Here is an 18,187-nt window from a genome sequence, read left to right on the forward strand (position 1 = left end):
CCGACAGGAATGTGCGCGCCAAGGCCTCGTTCTGTTGCACAATACCGCCCAGACCGTTTTCCTCAGGAATATCAATGTCGACATCATTCCACTTGCGTAGCCTCGGGCTGGCGCTGGTGCTGGCGGGCGCCGCGGGCTGCTCGTCACCCAAGACCGCTATTTATGAACATGAAAACTTCGACGACTCCGGTACATTTTCCCGGGATTATCCGGTTACCGATGTAGCGGCGTGCGAGGCCGCGCGGCGCGCCTTGCTGAGCCAGGGCTACATCATCACCAGCAGCGATCCGAAACTGGTCGTGGGTAACAAGAGCTTCCAGCAGACCGGCGAAACGCACCTGCAGATCAGCTTCAACGTGGTCTGCGCCGATGATGGCAAAGGCAAGAACCACTCGACGATGTTCGCCAATGCCCTGCAGGATCGCTATGCGCTGAAGAAGGTCAACAACTCCGCAAGCCTGGGTGTGGGCGTGCTGGGGTCGGTGTCGATGCCGATCGGCTCTACCGATGACTCGATGGTGAAGGTGGCCAGTGAGACGGTGTCCGCGCCGAAGTTCTACGACCGTTACTTTGCGTTGGTGGATGTGTTCCTGCCACAGGAAGTGAAGAAGGCCGAGCATATCCCCGAGCAGCCCAAGGCCGATCTGGGTGTGCCGGAGCCGAAGGCCGCACCGGCTGCAGAGAAAGTCGAGGCGCCGAAGGAAGAGCCTGCCGCACCGGCTGCCTCGGAGCCGGTTGTGCCCGCGCCTGAGGCTGCACCGATTGCGCCGCAGGCCGAACCCGCACCCGCTGCCACCACGCCGGACCTGCCGCCGCCGACAGAAGCGATTCCGCCGCTGCCGACGCCTGCGCAGTAAATCAAACCGCTACGGGGTCAGCCTTGTCGACGTTGATCCCGTAGCGCTTGATCGCTTCACTGACCTTGTCGCGACCGATCACGCCGTCATCCGCCAGTGCCTTCAGGGCAGCCAGGGCGATGAAGTGGCGATCCACCTCAAAGAACGCGCGCAAGGCTTCCCGAGTGTCTGATTGCCCGAAGCCATCAGTGCCCAGTGCGACAAAGCGTCGGCCCGGCACGAACGGACGGATCTGATCGGCGAACAGTTTCACGTAATCCGTCGCCACCACCACCGGTCCCGTTTGCCCGGCCAGGCATCGCTCGACGTAGCTCGCGCGCGGCTCACGCTCGGGGTGCAACAGGTTCCAGCGCTCCACCGCGTGTCCGTCACGGCGCAACTCGGTCAGGCTCGTCACGCTCCAAACGTCGCATTGCACGGCAAAGTCGTTGGCGAGCAGGTCGGCGGCTGCGATCACTTCGCGCAGGATCGACCCGCTGCCCATCAGTTGCACCTTGGCGTGCTGGCTGCCGCTCAGGCGGTACATGCCTTTAACAATGCCATCCTCCACACCTTCGGGCATCGCCGGGTGCGGGTAGTTTTCGTTGAGCAGGGTGATGTAGTAGTAAATATCCTCCTGTTCGACATACATACGCCGCATGCCCTCGCGAATAATCACCGCCAGTTCGTAGGCAAAGGTCGGGTCATAGGACACGCAGCACGGAATCACCGACGACAGGATATGGCTATGGCCATCGTCATGCTGCAGGCCTTCGCCCATCAGCGTGGTGCGCCCGGCCGTGGCACCCAGCAGGAAACCACGCGCCCGTGCATCGCCCGCCGCCCAGGCCAGGTCGCCGACGCGCTGGAAGCCGAACATCGAATAGAAGATATAGAACGGCACGGTCATCAGGCCGTGGTTGCTGTAGGACGTACTTGCTGCGATCCACGAGGAAATGGCGCCGGACTCATTCAGGCCTTCCTGCATGATCTGTCCGTCCTTGCTCTCCTTGTAATAGCTCAGTTGCCCGGAGTCCTGTGGGGTATAGAGCTGGCCGACGGCGGAGTGGATGCCGATCTGTCGGAACAGGCTTTCCATGCCGAAGGTGCGTGATTCGTCCGGCACGATGGGCACGATCAGCTTGCCCAGGTGCGGGTCTTTCAGCAGCGTACCGAGGATGCGCACGAAGGCCATGGTGGTTGATATCGCGCGCTCGCCGGTGTCCTTGAGCTGAGTGGCGAAGGCGCTCAGTTCGGGGATCTGCAACGGTTCGACCGCCGTGTGGCGCGCGGGCACATAGCCGCCCAGGGCCTGGCGACGCGCGGCGAAGTAACGGGCTTCTTCGCTGTCGGCGGTGGGCTTGAGGTACGGAATTTCAGCGAGTTGCTCATCGGGCACTTCCAGGCCGAAGCGGTCGCGGAAGGCTTTGACGGCATCGGCGCCCATCTTTTTCAGTTGGTGATTGATGTTCTGGCCTTCGCCGGCTTCGCCCATGCCAAAGCCCTTGACGGTCTTTGCCAGGATCACCGTCGGTTGGCCGCTGTGGCGCACGGCGGCGGCATAGGCGTTGTAGACCTTGTCCGGGTCATGGCCGCCCCGTGAGAGTTTCCAGATATCGTCGTCGGACAGGTCTGCAACCAGTGCCAGCAACTCCGGGTATTTGCCGAAGAAATGTTCGCGCACGTAGGCGCCGTTCTGGGATTTGTAGTTCTGGTAGTCGCCGTCCACGCACTCCATCATGCGCTGGCGCAGCAGGCCACTGGTGTCTTTTTCCAGCAGTGCATCCCAGCCACCGCCCCAGATCACTTTGATCACATTCCAGCCGGCGGCGCGGTACAGGCTTTCGAACTCCTGGATCACCTTGGCATTGCCGCGTACCGGGCCGTCCAGACGTTGCAGGTTGCAGTTGACCACGAAGATCAGGTTGTCGAGTTTCTCGCGTCCGGCCAGGGAAATGGCGGCCAGGGATTCCGGTTGGTCCATTTCGCCATCACCGAGGAATGCCCAGACCTTGCGGCCCTGGTGTTGCTTGAGGTCACGAAACTCCAGGTAGCGCATAAAGCGCGCCTGGTAGGCTGCCGTGATCGGCCCGAGGCCCATGGACACGGTGGGGAATTGCCAGAAGTCCGGCATCAGCCGTGGGTGGGGGTAGGACGAAATGCCCTCGCCACCGGCTTCGCGGCGGAAGTTATCCAGGTGTGCTTCGCTGATGCGGCCTTCGAGGTAGGCACGGCCTTAGATGCCTGGGGAGGAGTGGCCCTGGATGTACACCAGGTCGCCGTCGAAGTTGTCGGTGCGGCCACGGAAGAAGTGGTCGAAACCTACGTCGTACAGCACAGCGGCTGACGCATAAGTGGCGATATGCCCACCCACACCGGAGTGTTTACCTGCACGCAATACCATGGCCATGGCGTTCCAGCGGATAAACGCGTTGATACGGCGTTCGATGACCAGGTTGCCGGGGTAGGGCAACTGGCGTTCCACCGGGATGGTGTTGACGTAAGGCGTGGTCACCCGCCCGTAGAAGTCACCATGCCGCGCCACGTCGAAATCCAGCAACTGATCGATCAGGTAATGGGCGCGCGGGCGGCCTTCGGTGGACAGCACCGATTCGATGGACTCCAGCCACTCGCGGGTTTCCTGTGGATCGACGTCGCGTCTGACTTCGTTATTCGGGGTCATGTGAGGCTCCAGGGTCGGCGGATTTCAAGTGGCGGGCTCCTTGTGGGAGTGTCGCCAAAGTTGTTGCAATTGCAACTACATGGTCGAATCTAGCGCGGGATGAGCTACTATTGCAACCTTCTTGAAATCCGCCGGATGGTGTTGCATGTCGTCGAAAGAGCCTGATGTATGGTTCCGTTTTGTCAGGGCCCACAGAACCGTCATCCGCGAAATCGAGCGCCGCCTGGCGGCCGCCGACTTGCCGCCTTACGCCTGGTACGACGCACTGTGGGGCCTTGAAAGCGGCCCCGAAGGCACCCGCCGCATGCACGAATTGGCCGATGTGCTGGCCATCGAGCGCTATAACCTCACGCGCCTGGTAGACCGCCTGGAAAAGGACGGCCTGGTGCTGCGTTCACGCTCCGACGGCGATGGCCGCGCGGCCTTTGCATCTATCACCGATGCCGGCCGGGCGTTGCGTAAAAAAATGTGGAAGATCTACGAAAGTACGGTGGACGAGTTGTTCCTGTCGCAGATCGAACCGCAGCAGCGTCAGGCGTTTGCCGAGGCGTTGGAGCGTACCGCCGGGATGGCGGTGGAGGCGGGTGTTCAAACCCGTGGTCGACGCAAGTCTGAAACTTGATGCAGACCCCATGTGGGAGGGGGCAAGCCCCCTCCCACATTGGAATGCATTCCCGTCCATTTCCGTGCATCCCTGATTGCAATCGCGCCTCAAAACCCCGGTGCTAAATTCGTACAACGCTGCTACGTTTAATCCTGGAGTGCAGGAACGTCATGACGTCGACATTTTTTCGTCATCACGGCACTTTAGGCTGGCTGTGCAGGTCATTTATCTGCAGCCGCTTTTAATTCAAAACAAGGAGCCCACCATGGACGAATACCAGGAAGAACTGCTGGAGTACCAGGCCTTTGAACTGGATCCTCTGGATCCGGCCGATGACGCCACCGAGCTGTAAGACCGACTTCAGGCGGAATGCCGCTGACTGCGGCGAAATTCCCCTGGGGTCTGGTTGTTCCATCGCCTGAACGCCCGTTGAAACGCCTGGGCTGAGGCAAAACCGAGCAAGTACGCGATTTCGCCGAATGCCAGTTCCGTATCGCGAATGTAGGTCATGGCCAGGTCGCGGCGGGTATCGTTGAGAATCGCGCGAAACTGTGTGCCTTCTTCGGCCAGTTTGCGGCGCAGTGTCCAGGTCGGCAGCTTCAAGCGCGCCGCCACTTCTTCCAGGTCGGGTTCCCGGCCGCCATTGAGCATCGGCCCGAGCAAGCGGGTAATGCGCTCGCGCAGGCTGCGGGTGCGGGTCAACTGCTCCAGTTCCCGTTCACACAGTTGCAGCAACAGGTGCCAGGTACTCGGACAATGCTGCGGGTTGCGCAGGGCCAGGGTTTGCTGGCTCAGGCGCAGTTGATTGGCGTCGGCGCCGAACTGGATCGGGCCATCGCCCAGCAGCGCGTACTGTTCGCTGTAGTCCGGCGCTGCAAATTCGATTTCAATCCGTTGCGCCTGTACCGTTTGCTGGGCCAGGCTCGAGAGTTGCTGCAGCCAGCCGGCGATGATCGAGTCCACCACGAAGCGGTTGTAGGCGTTATAGGGGCTGATGGAATAGAACCGCAGCCAGGCGCCTTCGGCGTCCTCGTGGAAACTCGATTGCCCGCGATAGTTGGAGCCGTACAGCGCCTCGAAGCGGGTCAGGGTGCGCGCTGCCTCGCGCACATTGGGCGCCTGGGCGGCGGTGACCCCGGCCAGCCCGGCCTGGCTCAGGCGGCTGAGCTGGCCCATGCGCAGGCCCAGGCCGGGGTCGCCGGTGAGTTGGATGGCCCCATGGCCCAGGCGCATATAACGCGGGATCGACAAGCGTGCACCCGCTTCGGCGAGGCGCGCGGGGTCGAGGCCGTATTGCAGCAGCAGCGGTTGCGGGTCGAGGCCGTGGCTGTGGATCGCGTCGGCCAGGGTGTGCACGAAGCCCACCGACAAATCACCCAGTCGCACCGGCTTCACGGGGCTACAGCCAGATATTCAGCAGGCGCGCGCCACGGGCGTCGCCGTCGGCGCTGATCTGCCCGTTGCTGCTGAGAAAACTGTGCCCGGCCGTGCCCAGGTCCCAGAACTGCCCACGCAGGAATACGCTCATGCCCGCGGTTGCCTGGCTGACGGGTTGTTGGCTGATCAGGGTGAGGCGTCGCCAGGCCTCACCTTCGCTGAGCTCTTCAGGCTTGAGGCTGATTTCCGGTGGCGTGGACACGCTCTTGAAGCCGCGCCATGGTCGATCCCAGGTATCGCGACCGAGCACAAAGGCCGGCACCGCAATCAGTTGCGCACCTTGCTCGTTGAGCTTGCGATAGTTGTCCGGGTACCAGCTGTCACTGCCGACCAACACGCCGAGGCGCCCGGCCGGGGTGTCGACCACGCTGACGATGTTTTCGTCACCGGGTTCGATAAAACCGCGTTCATCGTAGATCGGATAAAGCTGGCGCTGGGGATCGCCGAGGGGCAAGCCGTCCGCCGCAAACACCACGCTGGCGTTGTACAAGGCGCCATGGCCGACCTGCAGTTGGCCCTGGCTGACGCTGGGGTTGGGCAGGGCGATGGAGCCGGCCACCAGCGTGACGCCAAACTCCTTGGCCAGGCCGCCGAACAGCACCTGGTAGTCCCGCGCCATGCCGGAGGCTTTCATACGCAGGTAGGCGTCATCGGTGCGGTTATCGCCGGTTGCGCTGATCCAGGCACGGGCAAACAGCAGCGGGTTGCTGACCGATAGCCAGTTCATCGCATCCTTCACGTGCAGCGCCTGGTACACCTCATTTTTTTCACCGGTCAACATCAGCCAGGTACCGATATGTTCAGGCAGCACTACGATGGTTTTTTCGTTGATCAACCCCTGGTCCCGGGCCTTTTGCAGATAGGCCGCGAGCTTCAGGTGCAGGCGTTCCAGGCTCTGGTAATCGGCGGGAAACAGCTCCGGCTGGATGCCCAGCAAGTTGCCGCGATCGGCGGGCAGGCCTTCGTTGACGGCGAGGGTGATGCGCAGGTCCGACAGGTAATGCGCCACAGGGCGCTCCTGGGTCCAGACCAGATACGCGGCGACGGCGGCAACCAGGGCCATGGAGACGGTAAAAGCGAGAAGTTTACGCATGGGGCAACAGACAACAGACCGGGTGCAGGGTTCGCGACTAGGGTAGGGCCCCTGCAACGGCTTGCCAAGGGGCGCTGTGCATTTGGATCAATAACTTGTCAGTTTCAGTCATTGAGCCGTCGTCCACCGCCTCTTAGTCTGTGGGACATAAACCGATGAGGTGCCATTCGAGCCCCTCACGTCCCGTGATGATCCGTTGTGGAGCTGTACCATGACCGCTGCTGCCTACCCGCACCTGCTGGCCCCGTTGGACCTGGGTTTTACCACCTTGCGCAACCGCACCCTGATGGGCTCGATGCACACGGGCCTGGAAGAAAAGCCCGGTGGTTTCGAACGCATGGCGGCCTACTTTGCCGAGCGCGCCCGTGGCGGCGTGGGCCTGATGGTCACTGGCGGCATTGGCCCGAATGATGAAGGCGGGGTGTATTCCGGCGCGGCCAAGCTCACCACCGAAGAGGAAGCGCAGAAGCACAGGATCGTCACGCAGGCCGTGCATGAGGCGGGCGGCAAGATCTGCATGCAGATCCTCCACGCCGGCCGTTACGCCTACAGCCCAAAACAGGTGGCGCCGAGTGCGATCCAGGCGCCGATCAACCCGTTCAAGCCCAAGGAGCTGGACGAGGAAGGCATCGAGAAGCAGATCCAGGATTTCGTCACCTGCTCGCTGCTGGCCCAGGTCGCCGAGTACGACGGCGTGGAAATCATGGGTTCCGAAGGTTACTTCATCAACCAGTTCCTCGCCGCCCACACCAACCACCGCACCGACCGTTGGGGCGGCAGCTACGAAAACCGTATGCGCCTGGCGGTGGAGATCGTGCGCCGGGTGCGCGAAGCCGTTGGCCCGAACTTCATCATTATCTTCCGCCTGTCGATGCTCGACCTGGTGGAAGGCGGCAGCACCTGGGAAGAAATCGTGCAGTTGGCCAAGGCCATCGAGCAGGCCGGCGCGACCATCATCAACACTGGTATCGGCTGGCACGAAGCGCGTATCCCGACCATCGCCACCAAAGTACCCCGTGGCGCGTTCAGCAAAGTCACGGCCAAATTGCGCGGTGCGGTGCAGATCCCGCTGATCACCACCAACCGCATCAACACACCGGAGATTGCCGAGCAGATCCTCGCCGAAGGCGATGCCGACATGGTCTCGATGGCGCGGCCGTTCCTCGCCGACCCCGAGTTCGTCAACAAGGCCGCCGCCGGCCGCGCCGATGAAATCAACACCTGCATCGGCTGCAACCAGGCCTGCCTGGACCACACCTTTGGCGGCAAGTTGACCACCTGCCTGGTCAACCCACGCGCGTGCTACGAGACCGAACTCAACTACCTGCCGGTCAAGCAGATCAAGAAAATCGCCGTGGTCGGCGCCGGCCCCGCAGGCCTGGCTGCCGCGACCGTGGCGGCTGAGCGTGGCCACCAGGTGACCTTGTTCGATTCGGCCAGTGAGATCGGCGGCCAATTCAATATCGCCAAGCGCGTACCGGGCAAGGAAGAGTTTTTCGAGACCCTGCGCTACTTCAATCGCAAGTTGCAGACCACCCACGTCGAGCTGTGTCTCAACACCCGGGTCGACACCGCGCAGCTGGTGGCGGGCGGTTACGACGAGATCATCCTGGCCACGGGCATTGCGCCACGCACGCCGGCGATTGCGGGGATTGAAAACCCCAAGGTGCTGAGCTACCTGGACGTGATCCTCGAGCGCAAGCCGGTGGGCAAGCGCGTCGCGGTGATCGGCGCCGGCGGCATTGGTTTTGACGTGTCGGAATTCCTTGTGCACCAGGGCGTGTCCACCAGCCTCGACCGCGAAGCGTTCTGGAAGGAATGGGGCATCGACACCCAGTTGCAAGCCCGTGGCGGCGTGGCCGGGATCAAGCCTCAGCCCCATGCCCCGGCCCGTGACGTGTTCCTGTTGCAACGCAAGGCTTCCAAGGTCGGCGACGGCCTGGGCAAGACCACCGGCTGGATCCACCGTACCGGCTTGAAGAACAAGCGCGTGCAGATGCTTAACAGCGTCGAGTACCTGAAGATCGACGATGACGGCCTGCATATCCGCATCGGCTCCGAGGGTGAGCCGCAGCTGCTGGCCGTGGACAACATTGTCATCTGCGCCGGGCAAGACCCGCTGCGCGAACTGCAGGACGGCCTGGTCGCCGCAGGGCAGAACGTGCACCTGATCGGCGGCGCCGATGTGGCGGCCGAGCTGGATGCCAAGCGCGCGATCAACCAAGGCTCGCGCCTCGCCGCCGAGCTGTAAGACGACGCAAGGGGTGGTGTTAGACTACCGCCCCTTTTTCCATGCAGATGCCGCCCGATGGGTCCCTTTGACTGGCTTCCCCACACGCCCCTTGAAGCCATGCGGCTCGATTGGTTGAACGGCGTCGAACTGGCCGTGCTGCGCCTGGACCGCATCGACCCGCTGATCAGCGGCAACAAGTGGTTCAAGCTCACCAAACATCTGGCCCAGGCACGACAGGCCGGTGCCAGCGGCGTCATCAGCCTTGGCGGGGCGTACTCCAACCATCTTCACGCGCTGGCAGCGGCGGGCAAGCGTTTTGGTTTCGCCACTGTCGGCCTGCTGCGTGGCCATCCCCAGGACACCCCCACCGTCCTCGACCTGAAAGCCTGCGGCATGCACCTGCATTGGCTGGGCTACGGCGGTTATCGCGCGCGCCATGAGCCGGGTTTCTGGCTGCCGTGGCGCGAGCGCTATCCCGATCTTTACCCCGTGCCCGAAGGCGGAGGCGGGATGGCCGGGGCATTGGGTTGCGGGGTCTTGGTCGAGCAGGCACGCCGGCAATTGAGCACCGTGGGCTGGGCCGATTACGACGCCTGGTGGCTGGCGGCGGGCACCGGTACGACGTTGGCGGGGTTGGCGCTGGCGGAGGCGGGCGCGCATCCGGTGTATGGCGCAATGGCGGTACCGGATGATCATGGCGTGGCGCAGAACGTGAGTGCCCTCGTGCAGGGCGGTTATGAATTGCTGGACGCCAGCCGGGGTGGCTTTGGGAAGGTTGATCCGCTATTGCTCGAGTTTATCGAGAGCACTGAACAGGCCTGCGGTGTACCGCTGGAGCCGCTCTATACCGGCAAGGCGTTGCTGGCGTTGAAGCAGCAGATCGAGGCCGGGCGTTTCGTGCCCGGCACTCGCCTGATCTTCGTGCATACCGGTGGCTTGCAGGGCCGCCGAGGGTTTACAGCCTAGCGCGCTTACCCGGCATCATCCGCAACGCCGTGTTATCACGCATCACATAATGATGAAAGATCCCCGCCAACGCATGCAGGCCGATCAGCCAGTAACCGATCTTGCCGAACAGCACATGCCAGCCCTCGATCTGCTTGGCCAGCGCCTTGTTTTCAGCAATCAGCGGCGGCAGCTCGATCCCATAGAACATCACCGAATGCCCCTCGGCACTGACGATCAGCCAACCGGCAATCGGCATGCCGATCATCAAGGCGTACAGCGCGAAGTGCATCAGCGTGGCCAGCAGGCTTTGCCATTGTGGCGGGGCGGGGACGATCTTGGGTGCAACCCCCAGGCTGCGCGCGAACAGGCGCAGCCACACCAGCACAAACACGGTGAGGCCGAACATGAAGTGCATCTCGACGATCAACGTCCGTGCACCGCTGCCTTTGGGGAACTGGCCGCGTAACTCAATGCAGGCGTAGACCACCGCCAGCAGCACCACCATCAACCAGTGCAGCGCAATCGATATGGTGCTGTAGCGCGTATCGGAATTTTTCCACGGCATCGCTGGGTTCCTCACTCATCAGGGCGAACCTTCGTTCTTTGGCGACGAAGTCCTTTTACTGTAAGCCTGTTTTGCGCGGTTTGCCCGGTGCGATGTCGTTGTCTTGACCTCTATCAGTCGCTTTGCGGCATTTCACCGCGGGCCAGGCGCTGGTTGATGTCGGCGATGACGGCCGGCAGGTCGGTAATGGTGTCGATCAGGTAGTGGGGGCGCGAGCCTTCGAACATCGCTTCGATACGCGTGCGTTCGCTGGCCAGCGTCGAGGCGTCGAGGGCGCGGAACTGCGCGTAGGTCAGGCCCAGGGCGTTGCCGGAGCAGGTCAGGGCCACGGTCCACATCCCGGCGCGACGGCCTTCGAGGATCCCCGGCACGGTGTCGTCGACCTTGACGCACGCCGCCACATCGTCGATGCCCAGGGCGATCACGTTGGCGAGTGCCTGGGCTGGCCATGGGCGGCCGTTGGGCACTTCGTCGGTGGCGACCACGTGGTCGGCGACGTAGCCGTTGGTGGCGGCCAGGGCGACCACTTTGTCCATGACTTGCTTGGGATAGCCCGAGCAGGAGCCGATCTTGATACCTTGCCCGCGCAGCTGGCCGATGGTGTCGAGGGCACCGGGGATCAGTGTCGAGTGCTCGGCGATCTTCTCGATCTGCAACGGCATGAAGCGCTGGTAGATGGCGGTCACGTCGTCATCGGTAGGCGTGCGGCCGAATGCCTGGCGGTAGCGCTCGGCGACTTGCGGCTGGTCGCACAGGGTGCGGATATGGTCCCACTTGCCCATGCCCATCGGGCCACGGGCTTCTTCGATGGAAACCTGCACATCGAATTCGGCGAAGGCCTCGACAAAAATCTGCGTGGGGGCGAAAGAGCCGAAGTCGACCACGGTGCCGGCCCAGTCGAGGATGACGGCCTGGAGGGTGTTGGGGTTTTGATAGTTCATGGTTCAGATCCTGTGGGTAAGGGGCAATCAGATGTCCGACACTTCCATTTCTTCCAGCACCTCGGCGATCGCCTTGACCGCTGCGCGCATCCCTTGCGTATCGACATGGCCGATGCAGCCCACGCGGAACGTCTCCACCTGGGTCAATTTGCCGGGGTACAGAATGAAACCCTTGGCCTTGACCCGTTCGTAGAAATCCTTGAACTGGTAGCGCGGGTCTGTCGGGGCATGAAAGGTCACGATGATCGGGGCCTGGATCGCCGTTGGCAGGAAGCTGCGCAGGCCCAGTGCGGCCATGCCGTCGAGCAAGGCCTGGCAGTTGTCGGCATAGCGTCGGTGGCGCGCGGGCAGGCCGCCTTCTTCCTGGTATTGCAGCAGCGCTTCGTGCAGGGCGGCGACCACATGGGTCGGCGGGGTAAAGCGCCATTGACCGGTCTTGGCCATGTAGCTGTGCTGGTCGAACAGGTCCATCGCCAGGGAATGGCAGTTGCCCTGGGCGGCGGCCAGCGTCTGTTTGTTCGCGAAGACGAAGCCCATGCCCGGCACGCCTTCCAGGCACTTGCCGGAGGCGGCGATCAGTGCGTCGAACGGCACCTCGCGGGCATCGATCGGCAGGGCGCCGAAGGAGCTCATGGCGTCGATGATCAGGCGCTTGCCGTGGTGTTTGACGACCTCGGCGATCTGCGGCAGCGGGTTGAGGATGCCGGTGCTGGTTTCGCAATGGATCAACGCAACGTGGGTGATGGCGCTGTCTGCCGCCAGCAGGCGGTCCACATCGGCGGCGGTAGCAGGCTCGTCCTCGGCGGTTTCAAAGGTGCTGAAATCACGGCCGAGCACTTCGCAGATCCTGGCCAGGCGCTTGCCGTAGGCGCCGTTGATCAGCACCAGCACCTTGCCGTCACGCGGTACCAGGGTGCCGATGGCCGCCTCGACCGCAAAGGTGCCGCTGCCTTGCAACGGCACGCAATGGTGGCTGCCTTCGCCGTGGAGGATCGCCAGCAATTGTTCGCAGACGCTGGCGGTGAGTTGGTTGAAGCGGTCATCCCATGAACCCCAGTCCACCATCATGGCCTGGCGGGTGCGGTTCGATGTGGTCAGGGGGCCCGGGGTCAGCAGGATCGGTGCGGCAGTGGTCATCTCAAGTCCTCGCAAGGCATCGGGGTTGAAGCTACGGCGCCTAAATTGCAGTTTGGCTTGTCATCAATCAAATTGTTTGTTGTTATGCGAGCTATCAGTGAGGCCGATAACCATGAACCTGTTCCAACTGCGCGCGTTCGACGCCGTGGCCCGTGAGGGCAGTTTTACCCGTGCTGCCGCGCGGCTGTTCATCAGCCAGCCGGCGGTGACCGGGCATATCAAGGCCTTGGAGGAGCACTACCAGATTCCGTTGCTGCGCCGCACCGCGCGGCGGGTGGAGTTGACCGAAGAGGGCGCGCGGCTGGCGGCGATCACACGGGCGATCTTTGGCCTGGTGGACGAAGCCCAGACCATGCTGGAGGCCAACCGCCAACTGCTGAGCGGGCGCCTGGAAGTCGCGGCGGACGGCCCGCACCTGGTGATGCCGATGATTGCCAGCCTGCGCGCGCGCTACCCCGGGATTACCGTCAACCTGCGCCTGGGCAATGCCCAGGAAACCCTGGCCGCGCTGTTGTCCGAACATGCCGATGTGGCGGTACTCACCGAAGTGGAGCCGCGCAATGGCCTGCACCTGCAACCGTTGAGTGAGTCGCGGCTGTGCGCATTGGTGCCGGCCAGCCATGCGTGGGCGCAGCAACCCGAGGGTATCCGCCTTGAGCAACTCAATGATGTGATCATGGTGCTGCGCGAGCCCAGCTCGATCACCCGGCGTACCTTCGATGACGCCTGCATGGCCGCGAATGTGCAGCCCAAGGTGTTGCTGGAACTGGACAGCCGCGAGGCGGTGACCGAAGCCGTCGCCGCTGAGTTGGGGGTGGGCGTGGTCTCGTCCATGGAAGTCAGCCCCGACCCACGGGTGCAGGCGGTGCCGATTGAGGGCGAGGGGCTGGTCAACCGGCACCTGCTCGGTTGCATGGAGCGGCGCCGCTCGTTGCGCCTGATTCAGGCGGTTTTCGAGTTGGCGCCCTGAGGGTTTTTGGTGGAACGATGCGTTCTTGCGCTATAAACTCTGCCCCCAAAGCGCCGGCCAGTAGACGTTTCGGCGCGATGTATAGAAGAGAGTGAGTCATGGGCGCACAGTGGAAAGTCAAACATAAAGAAGCGGCATCCAATGCCAAGGGCAAGATCTTCGGCAAGCTGGTGAAAGAAATCACCATCGCCGCCCGCAACGGTGCCGACACCGCGACCAACGCCCACCTGCGTCTGGTGGTGGAACAGGCCAAAAAGGCCTCGATGCCCAAGGAAACCCTGGAACGCGCGATCAAGAAGGGCGCCGGTCTGCTCGGTGAAACCGTGCAATACCACCGCGTGACCTACGAAGGGTTCGCCCCGCACCAGGTGCCGTTGATCGTCGAGTGTGTGACCGACAACATCAACCGCACCGTGGCGGAAATCCGCGTGGCGTTCCGCAAGGGGCAGCTGGGTGCTTCCGGCTCCGTGGCCTGGGATTTCAACCATGTCGGCCTGATCGAAGCCTCGCCGGACACCCCGGATGCCGATGCGGAAATGGCCGCGATCGAAGCCGGTGCGCAGGACTTTGAAGACGGCGAAGAAGAAGGCACCACCCTGTTCATCACCGAGACCACTGACCTGGACGCCGTGCAAAAAGCCCTGCCGGAACAGGGGTTCACCGTGCTGTCGGCCAAGCTGGGCTACATCTCGAAGAACCCGGTGAGTGGTTTGACCGATGAGCAGATGGCTGAAGTCGAAGCCTTCCTCGAAGGTTTGGACAACCATGATGATGTGCAGGATATGTTCGTCGGCCTGGCGGGCTGATTTATCAACTGAAGAAACGCGATCCAAATGTGGGAGGGGGCCAGTCGAGTCGTCGCACCGCCCCTCCCACATTTGTTTAGTGGTGTTGGATGGATTGCAGCATGGCGTTGATTTCTTCGAAGCTCGGCCGTGCCAACACGTCGGGCTGGCAACAGCTTTTCTGCAAATCCAACAGCACCTCGTCAGACAACCCCGCCTCAACCCGCTCCAGCAATTCCCCCAGCAGCACCCCGAACGCGCGCACTTCAATGCGTTGCAAGGCTCGTGTTTCCAACGTGTCTGCCTTGGCATGGAACGACGCCGCGCCAAAGTCCCCGAGCAAACAATCGCCCGCTTCATTCCACAGGATATTGTGCCCGTACAGGTCGCCATGGGTGATGCCGTGCCGGTGCAGATGCGCCGCCACGGAGGCGATGCCCCGTGCCATGCGCAAGGCTGTGTCGACGCTGAAGCGAGTGTCGGGGGCATAGACGTCGCGGGTGCAGGAGGCCAGGCTCGGCAGGGCGGCGAGGTTGCGGTAGCTCGGGTCGATCAGGTCCATGACCAATGCGGCCTGGTCCTCGGGGGCACCCACCACGCGGCCTTGCACCTTGATCAGGTTAGGGTGCAACCCGGCGGCGATGCAGGCCTGCATTTCGTGCAGCGGCGAGCCGTCGCTGGTGATCGTGCCTTTGTACAGCTTGACGGCGACGGGCTTGGCGGTGGGTGTCCACAGGGCCTTGCGAATCACCCCCGAGGCACCTTCGCCCAGCACCTCGGCCAGTTCCAGTTCCGTCCAGGGAATAGCCGCTGTCGCGTCGTCTACCGTCACATCCACGGCCATTTCCACCGGGTTGCCCGCATAGGCCAGCCACGTCAGGCTCGGCAGCGTCAACAGCCACTCGGGCAGGTGCGTGAGGCGGTTGGAGGCAATGCGGATCAGCTCCAGGTTGCTGCAGTTGGCCAGGCTCTGCGGCAACTGCGTCAGTTGGTTCCCGGCGAGCATCAGTTTCTGCAGCAGCGGCCGCTCGCCCAACTCGCTGGGCAACTGGCTGATGCGGTTGTCGGTGAGGATCAGCCAGCGCAGCAACGGCGGCAGCGCGGCGGCGGGCACGTGGCTGATCTGGTTGGCCTTGAAGCCGATCATGCTCAGTTTGGCGCATTGGCCCAGGCATTCCGGCAGTTCGGTAAAGGCGTTGTCCGAGCAGAACAGCACGCGCAGGTGCGGCAGGCGGTGCAGGTCGTCGGGCAGGCGGCTCAGGGCATTGCCGCTGAGGTTGAGGATTTCCAGGGAGTCGGCCAGCCCGAAGATTTCCTCAGGAAATTCGGTGAGCCCGCAGGACAGGTCCAGGCGCGTAATGCCGGCCAAGTGGCCGGCCTTGAGTTGGGCGAGGGTATTCATGAACGGCGCGGTCACTCGGCAAGGGGGCGTAAATGGCGCTCATGATACCGGGTCGCGCACCCGTTGCGGGTCGGCCTGTCGCAATTGGTTCAGGCGGCTGGCGGTGCGCGCCAGGTCGATGGCCTGGCCGCTCATGGCCTGTGCCAGCGGTTGTTCGCCGATCAGGATCAGGTGCTTGTCCTTGTCGTAAAGCACGTCCACCAGGTTGATAAACCGCTGCTGCACGGCGATCGGGCAGTCTGCCAGGCGGGGCAGGCCGTCGATGACCCAGTGATCGAACACCTCGCACAGCAACAGGTAGTCCATCACCGCCGTCAGCTGTTCGCACAGGTCGTTGAAGGCGAATACGATGGTGCGGGCCTGATGCCGGCGGCAGATCAATGTGCGGTGGCCCACCGTCAGCGTCTGCGGCGGGCCACCGCTGACCGGCAGGCCGAGCGCCGTACGCTGGGCCTGTGTGCCCGGCCACAGGTAACAACCGGTGGTGAAGCGCTGCGCGGCATGGGCCTGGGGCAGGCTGCGAAAGTCCTCGGGCGAACTGACTTCCAGCACGTCCATACGCGCGGCAATCAAGTCGATCACCGGCTTGAACCGCTCGTGGTACAGCGGGTTGGGCAACAGCCCTTCGGGTGGATAGTTGGAGGTGACCAGCACCCACACGCCACGCTGGAACAGGGCCTTGAACAGCCGGGTAATCAGCATGGCATCGCCGATGTCGTGCACGTGGAACTCGTCGAAACACAGCACGCGGCAGCCGTCGAGCAACTCGTCCAGGGTCATGGCCAAGGCATCGTCCGTCGCCTGGTGCGTGAACATACCGCGGTGCAGTCGGGCGAAAAACTCATGGAAATGCACCCGTTGTTTCTCGGCGATGGGCAGCGCCTGGAAGAAACCGTCCAGCAGCCAGCTTTTGCCGCGCCCCACCGGGCCGTGCAGGTACAGGCTGCGGGTCGGCTGGCTGGCGAGCAGGTGCCGGGTCTGGCGCGCCATCGCGGTGATGGCCTGGGCTTGGCCAGCACTGAGGGTGTAACCCTGTTGCCGGGCTTTGTCCTGAAAGAACGTCTGGATGGGCGTGTCGTCCAGTGTGTCGGTTTTTTTACCGAGCAAACGACGGATAAGGGGGAGCACGGCCAATGCGAGTCACTCTGTAGTGCGGTGGTCGCTTACTTTAGGGCGCCGATGGCGATTTGACCAATCTAGAACGGCTGCAGGGGTGGCGTCGCCTGGCCGGCCGGGCTGACCACCGCATAGTTGTAGCCGCCGCCGGACCAGTATTGCGCTTGCAACCCATCCGCCGTGCGCTCGCCACGGGGCAGGAAACCGTTGTCCGGGCCAGGTGGGCGGATGTAGAAGCTGAGGCGTCGACCTTGTGCGTCCTGGTACAGCACCATGGCGGCGGCGCCTTGATCGGTAGTGAGCAGTCGCCCGCTGACGGGCGTGAAGCCCGCCTGGCTCAAGTCCGGCAGGCGATGGGCTTGATTGAAGTAGCGGTCGAGCCACGCCTGCATCGTGCCGCGGTCCTGGCCGTTGTAGTCGGCGGGCATGATGCCCTCCTGGGCAAACAGGCGGAACGCTTGCATCGCATCGGCCATCGGCAGCAGCGGCGGTTGCGTGGCTTCACGGGCCTGCCAGCCGCCGAGGCCACCGAGGCTGACGGCCATCAGCAGCACTGCGGCGGTGGCAAAGCGGCGGCGCGTCTGGTGCTTGAGGCGCTGGCGAATCAGTGCCGGGTCCAGCGCCGGGTTGGCCGGTTGTTGCAGGGCGCCGCTCAAGGACGCGCGCAGCAATTGCGCGTCCTGCTGCCACGCCTGCACTTGGGCCGCGACCTCGGGGTGGGCGGCCAGGTAGGTTTCGAGCACACGGCGATCACTGTCCAGGAGTTGGTGATCGACGTAGGCATGCAGGTCGCGTTCGCTGGGGGGCAGGCTGATCATTTGAGTATCCGCAGGGAAGGGCTGGCGATGTCGCCATCGCTGAGTTGACGCAACGCTTGGCGCGCCCGGGACAGGCGCGACATCACGGTGCCGATCGGCACCTCGAGTATTTGCGCGACTTCCTTGTAGCTCAAGCCCTCCACCGACACCCACAACAGCAGTGCGCGTTGTTCGGTGTTGAGTTGGTCGAAGGCTTGCAGGGTCGCCTGGGCGATGACGGTGCGCTCCACCGACGGCTGCGCGTCATCGCGGCCGGTAAAGAATTCCAGCATGCGTGCATAGCGCCGGGTGCGGCGGTGGGCATCGAGGAACTGCCGGTAGAGGATCGAGAACAGCCAGGCGCGCAGGTCGCCCTCGATGCGCTTGTCGGCCCAACGGGTGATCGCCCGCTCCAGGGTCGCCTGCACCAGGTCGTCGGCACTGCTGGCGTTACGGGTCAGGGACACAGCGAAACGCCGCAGCCTGGGGATGAGTTCACGTAACGGTTCGTCGAGTTCATGCATGGGTGTCTGGCTGGTCACTACGCTGGGACTAGAGAGACGTCCGGCGTGAACGGTTATTCCCGGCCGTGGAAAATAAATCCAGGGCCTGGGAATAGAGCGGATCGGCGTTCGTCTTA

The 18,187-nt window shown here is 63.1% G+C and carries 16 protein-coding genes and 1 pseudogene; 7 read left to right on the forward strand and 10 right to left on the reverse strand.

What is annotated here, in order from left to right; translation table 11 throughout:
* Positions 1–74 precede the first annotated feature (74 nt).
* Positions 75–857, forward strand: a complete 783-nt coding sequence (locus tag B9N88_RS22705; protein ID WP_027606248.1) for a DUF2242 domain-containing protein — start codon at positions 75–77, stop codon at positions 855–857.
* Between the two features lies 1 nt (position 858).
* Here B9N88_RS22705 and aceE read toward each other — a convergent pair.
* A pseudogene (gene aceE, locus B9N88_RS22710) lies at positions 859–3,519 on the reverse strand (pyruvate dehydrogenase (acetyl-transferring), homodimeric type).
* A gap of 145 nt (positions 3,520–3,664) precedes the next feature.
* On the opposite strand from aceE, the gene B9N88_RS22715 reads away from it, so the two are divergent.
* Together B9N88_RS22715 and B9N88_RS32420 are read left to right on the forward strand one after the other, a co-directional pair.
* On the forward strand, positions 3,665–4,141 hold the full coding sequence (locus B9N88_RS22715) for a MarR family winged helix-turn-helix transcriptional regulator (protein WP_027606249.1): 477 nt from the start codon (positions 3,665–3,667) through the stop codon (positions 4,139–4,141).
* A 76-nt stretch (positions 4,142–4,217) separates the two neighbouring features.
* Positions 4,218–4,475: a hypothetical protein gene (locus B9N88_RS32420; protein ID WP_133822091.1), complete on the forward strand. Its 258-nt coding sequence runs from the start codon at positions 4,218–4,220 to the stop codon at positions 4,473–4,475.
* A gap of 8 nt (positions 4,476–4,483) precedes the next feature.
* Here the strand turns inward: B9N88_RS32420 and B9N88_RS22720 are convergent, their stop codons facing one another.
* Both B9N88_RS22720 and B9N88_RS22725 read right to left on the reverse strand, forming a co-directional pair.
* The gene (locus B9N88_RS22720; RefSeq protein ID WP_027606250.1) at positions 4,484–5,518 is read right to left on the reverse strand and encodes an AraC family transcriptional regulator; all 1,035 of its coding nucleotides are present in this window, start codon (positions 5,516–5,518) and stop codon (positions 4,484–4,486) included.
* A gap of 4 nt (positions 5,519–5,522) precedes the next feature.
* Entirely contained in the window at positions 5,523–6,653 is a 1,131-nt protein-coding gene (locus B9N88_RS22725) for a carbon-nitrogen hydrolase family protein (RefSeq protein WP_027606251.1), read from the reverse strand.
* A 211-nt stretch (positions 6,654–6,864) separates the two neighbouring features.
* Between B9N88_RS22725 and B9N88_RS22730 the strand changes: the two genes are divergently transcribed.
* Positions 6,865–8,904: an NADPH-dependent 2,4-dienoyl-CoA reductase gene (locus B9N88_RS22730; RefSeq protein WP_027606252.1), complete on the forward strand. Its 2,040-nt coding sequence runs from the start codon at positions 6,865–6,867 to the stop codon at positions 8,902–8,904.
* Between the two features lie 57 nt (positions 8,905–8,961).
* Positions 8,962–9,852, forward strand: coding sequence for a 1-aminocyclopropane-1-carboxylate deaminase/D-cysteine desulfhydrase (locus tag B9N88_RS22735; RefSeq protein ID WP_027606253.1), 891 nt, complete (start codon positions 8,962–8,964; stop codon positions 9,850–9,852).
* Here B9N88_RS22735 and B9N88_RS22740 read toward each other — a convergent pair.
* From B9N88_RS22740 to B9N88_RS22750, 3 genes are all read right to left on the reverse strand, one after another.
* Complete coding sequence (locus B9N88_RS22740; protein ID WP_027606254.1) at positions 9,842–10,399, reverse strand: cytochrome b; 558 nt, start codon at positions 10,397–10,399, stop codon at positions 9,842–9,844. The genes B9N88_RS22735 and B9N88_RS22740 overlap by 11 nt on opposite strands.
* A gap of 113 nt (positions 10,400–10,512) precedes the next feature.
* Positions 10,513–11,340 carry a phosphonoacetaldehyde hydrolase gene (gene phnX / locus B9N88_RS22745; protein ID WP_027606255.1) on the reverse strand — a complete coding sequence of 276 codons (828 nt, stop codon included), beginning with the start codon at positions 11,338–11,340 and terminating at the stop codon, positions 10,513–10,515.
* Between the two features lie 27 nt (positions 11,341–11,367).
* On the reverse strand, positions 11,368–12,477 hold the full coding sequence (locus tag B9N88_RS22750) for a 2-aminoethylphosphonate--pyruvate transaminase (protein WP_027606256.1): 1,110 nt from the start codon (positions 12,475–12,477) through the stop codon (positions 11,368–11,370).
* A 112-nt stretch (positions 12,478–12,589) separates the two neighbouring features.
* Between B9N88_RS22750 and B9N88_RS22755 the strand changes: the two genes are divergently transcribed.
* Both B9N88_RS22755 and B9N88_RS22760 read left to right on the forward strand, forming a co-directional pair.
* Positions 12,590–13,447, forward strand: coding sequence for a LysR substrate-binding domain-containing protein (locus tag B9N88_RS22755; RefSeq protein WP_027606257.1), 858 nt, complete (start codon positions 12,590–12,592; stop codon positions 13,445–13,447).
* Positions 13,448–13,545: 98 nt separating this feature from the next.
* On the forward strand, positions 13,546–14,253 hold the full coding sequence (locus tag B9N88_RS22760; protein ID WP_027606258.1) for a YebC/PmpR family DNA-binding transcriptional regulator: 708 nt from the start codon (positions 13,546–13,548) through the stop codon (positions 14,251–14,253).
* A 76-nt stretch (positions 14,254–14,329) separates the two neighbouring features.
* On the opposite strand, the gene B9N88_RS22765 is transcribed toward B9N88_RS22760, so the two are convergent.
* The 4 genes from B9N88_RS22765 to B9N88_RS22780 all read right to left on the reverse strand — a co-directional run bounded on the left by B9N88_RS22765 (position 14,330) and on the right by B9N88_RS22780 (position 18,071).
* Complete coding sequence (locus B9N88_RS22765; protein ID WP_027606259.1) at positions 14,330–15,634, reverse strand: protein kinase; 1,305 nt, start codon at positions 15,632–15,634, stop codon at positions 14,330–14,332.
* Positions 15,635–15,673: 39 nt separating this feature from the next.
* Positions 15,674–16,768 (reverse strand): cell division protein ZapE, encoded by a 1,095-nt coding sequence (zapE, locus tag B9N88_RS22770; RefSeq protein ID WP_027606260.1) that lies wholly within the window; start codon positions 16,766–16,768, stop codon positions 15,674–15,676.
* Positions 16,769–16,830: 62 nt separating this feature from the next.
* A complete protein-coding gene (locus B9N88_RS22775) occupies positions 16,831–17,568 on the reverse strand; it encodes an anti-sigma factor family protein (RefSeq protein ID WP_027606261.1) in 738 nt (245 codons plus the stop codon).
* Positions 17,565–18,071 carry an RNA polymerase sigma factor gene (locus B9N88_RS22780; protein WP_027606262.1) on the reverse strand — a complete coding sequence of 169 codons (507 nt, stop codon included), beginning with the start codon at positions 18,069–18,071 and terminating at the stop codon, positions 17,565–17,567. The genes B9N88_RS22775 and B9N88_RS22780 overlap by 4 nt, the downstream gene beginning before the upstream one ends.
* Positions 18,072–18,187 lie beyond the last annotated feature (116 nt).

It is taken from the genome of Pseudomonas sp. LAMO17WK12:I1, from assembly GCF_900177315.1.
GTDB classification, from domain to species: domain Bacteria; phylum Pseudomonadota; class Gammaproteobacteria; order Pseudomonadales; family Pseudomonadaceae; genus Aquipseudomonas; species Aquipseudomonas marginalis.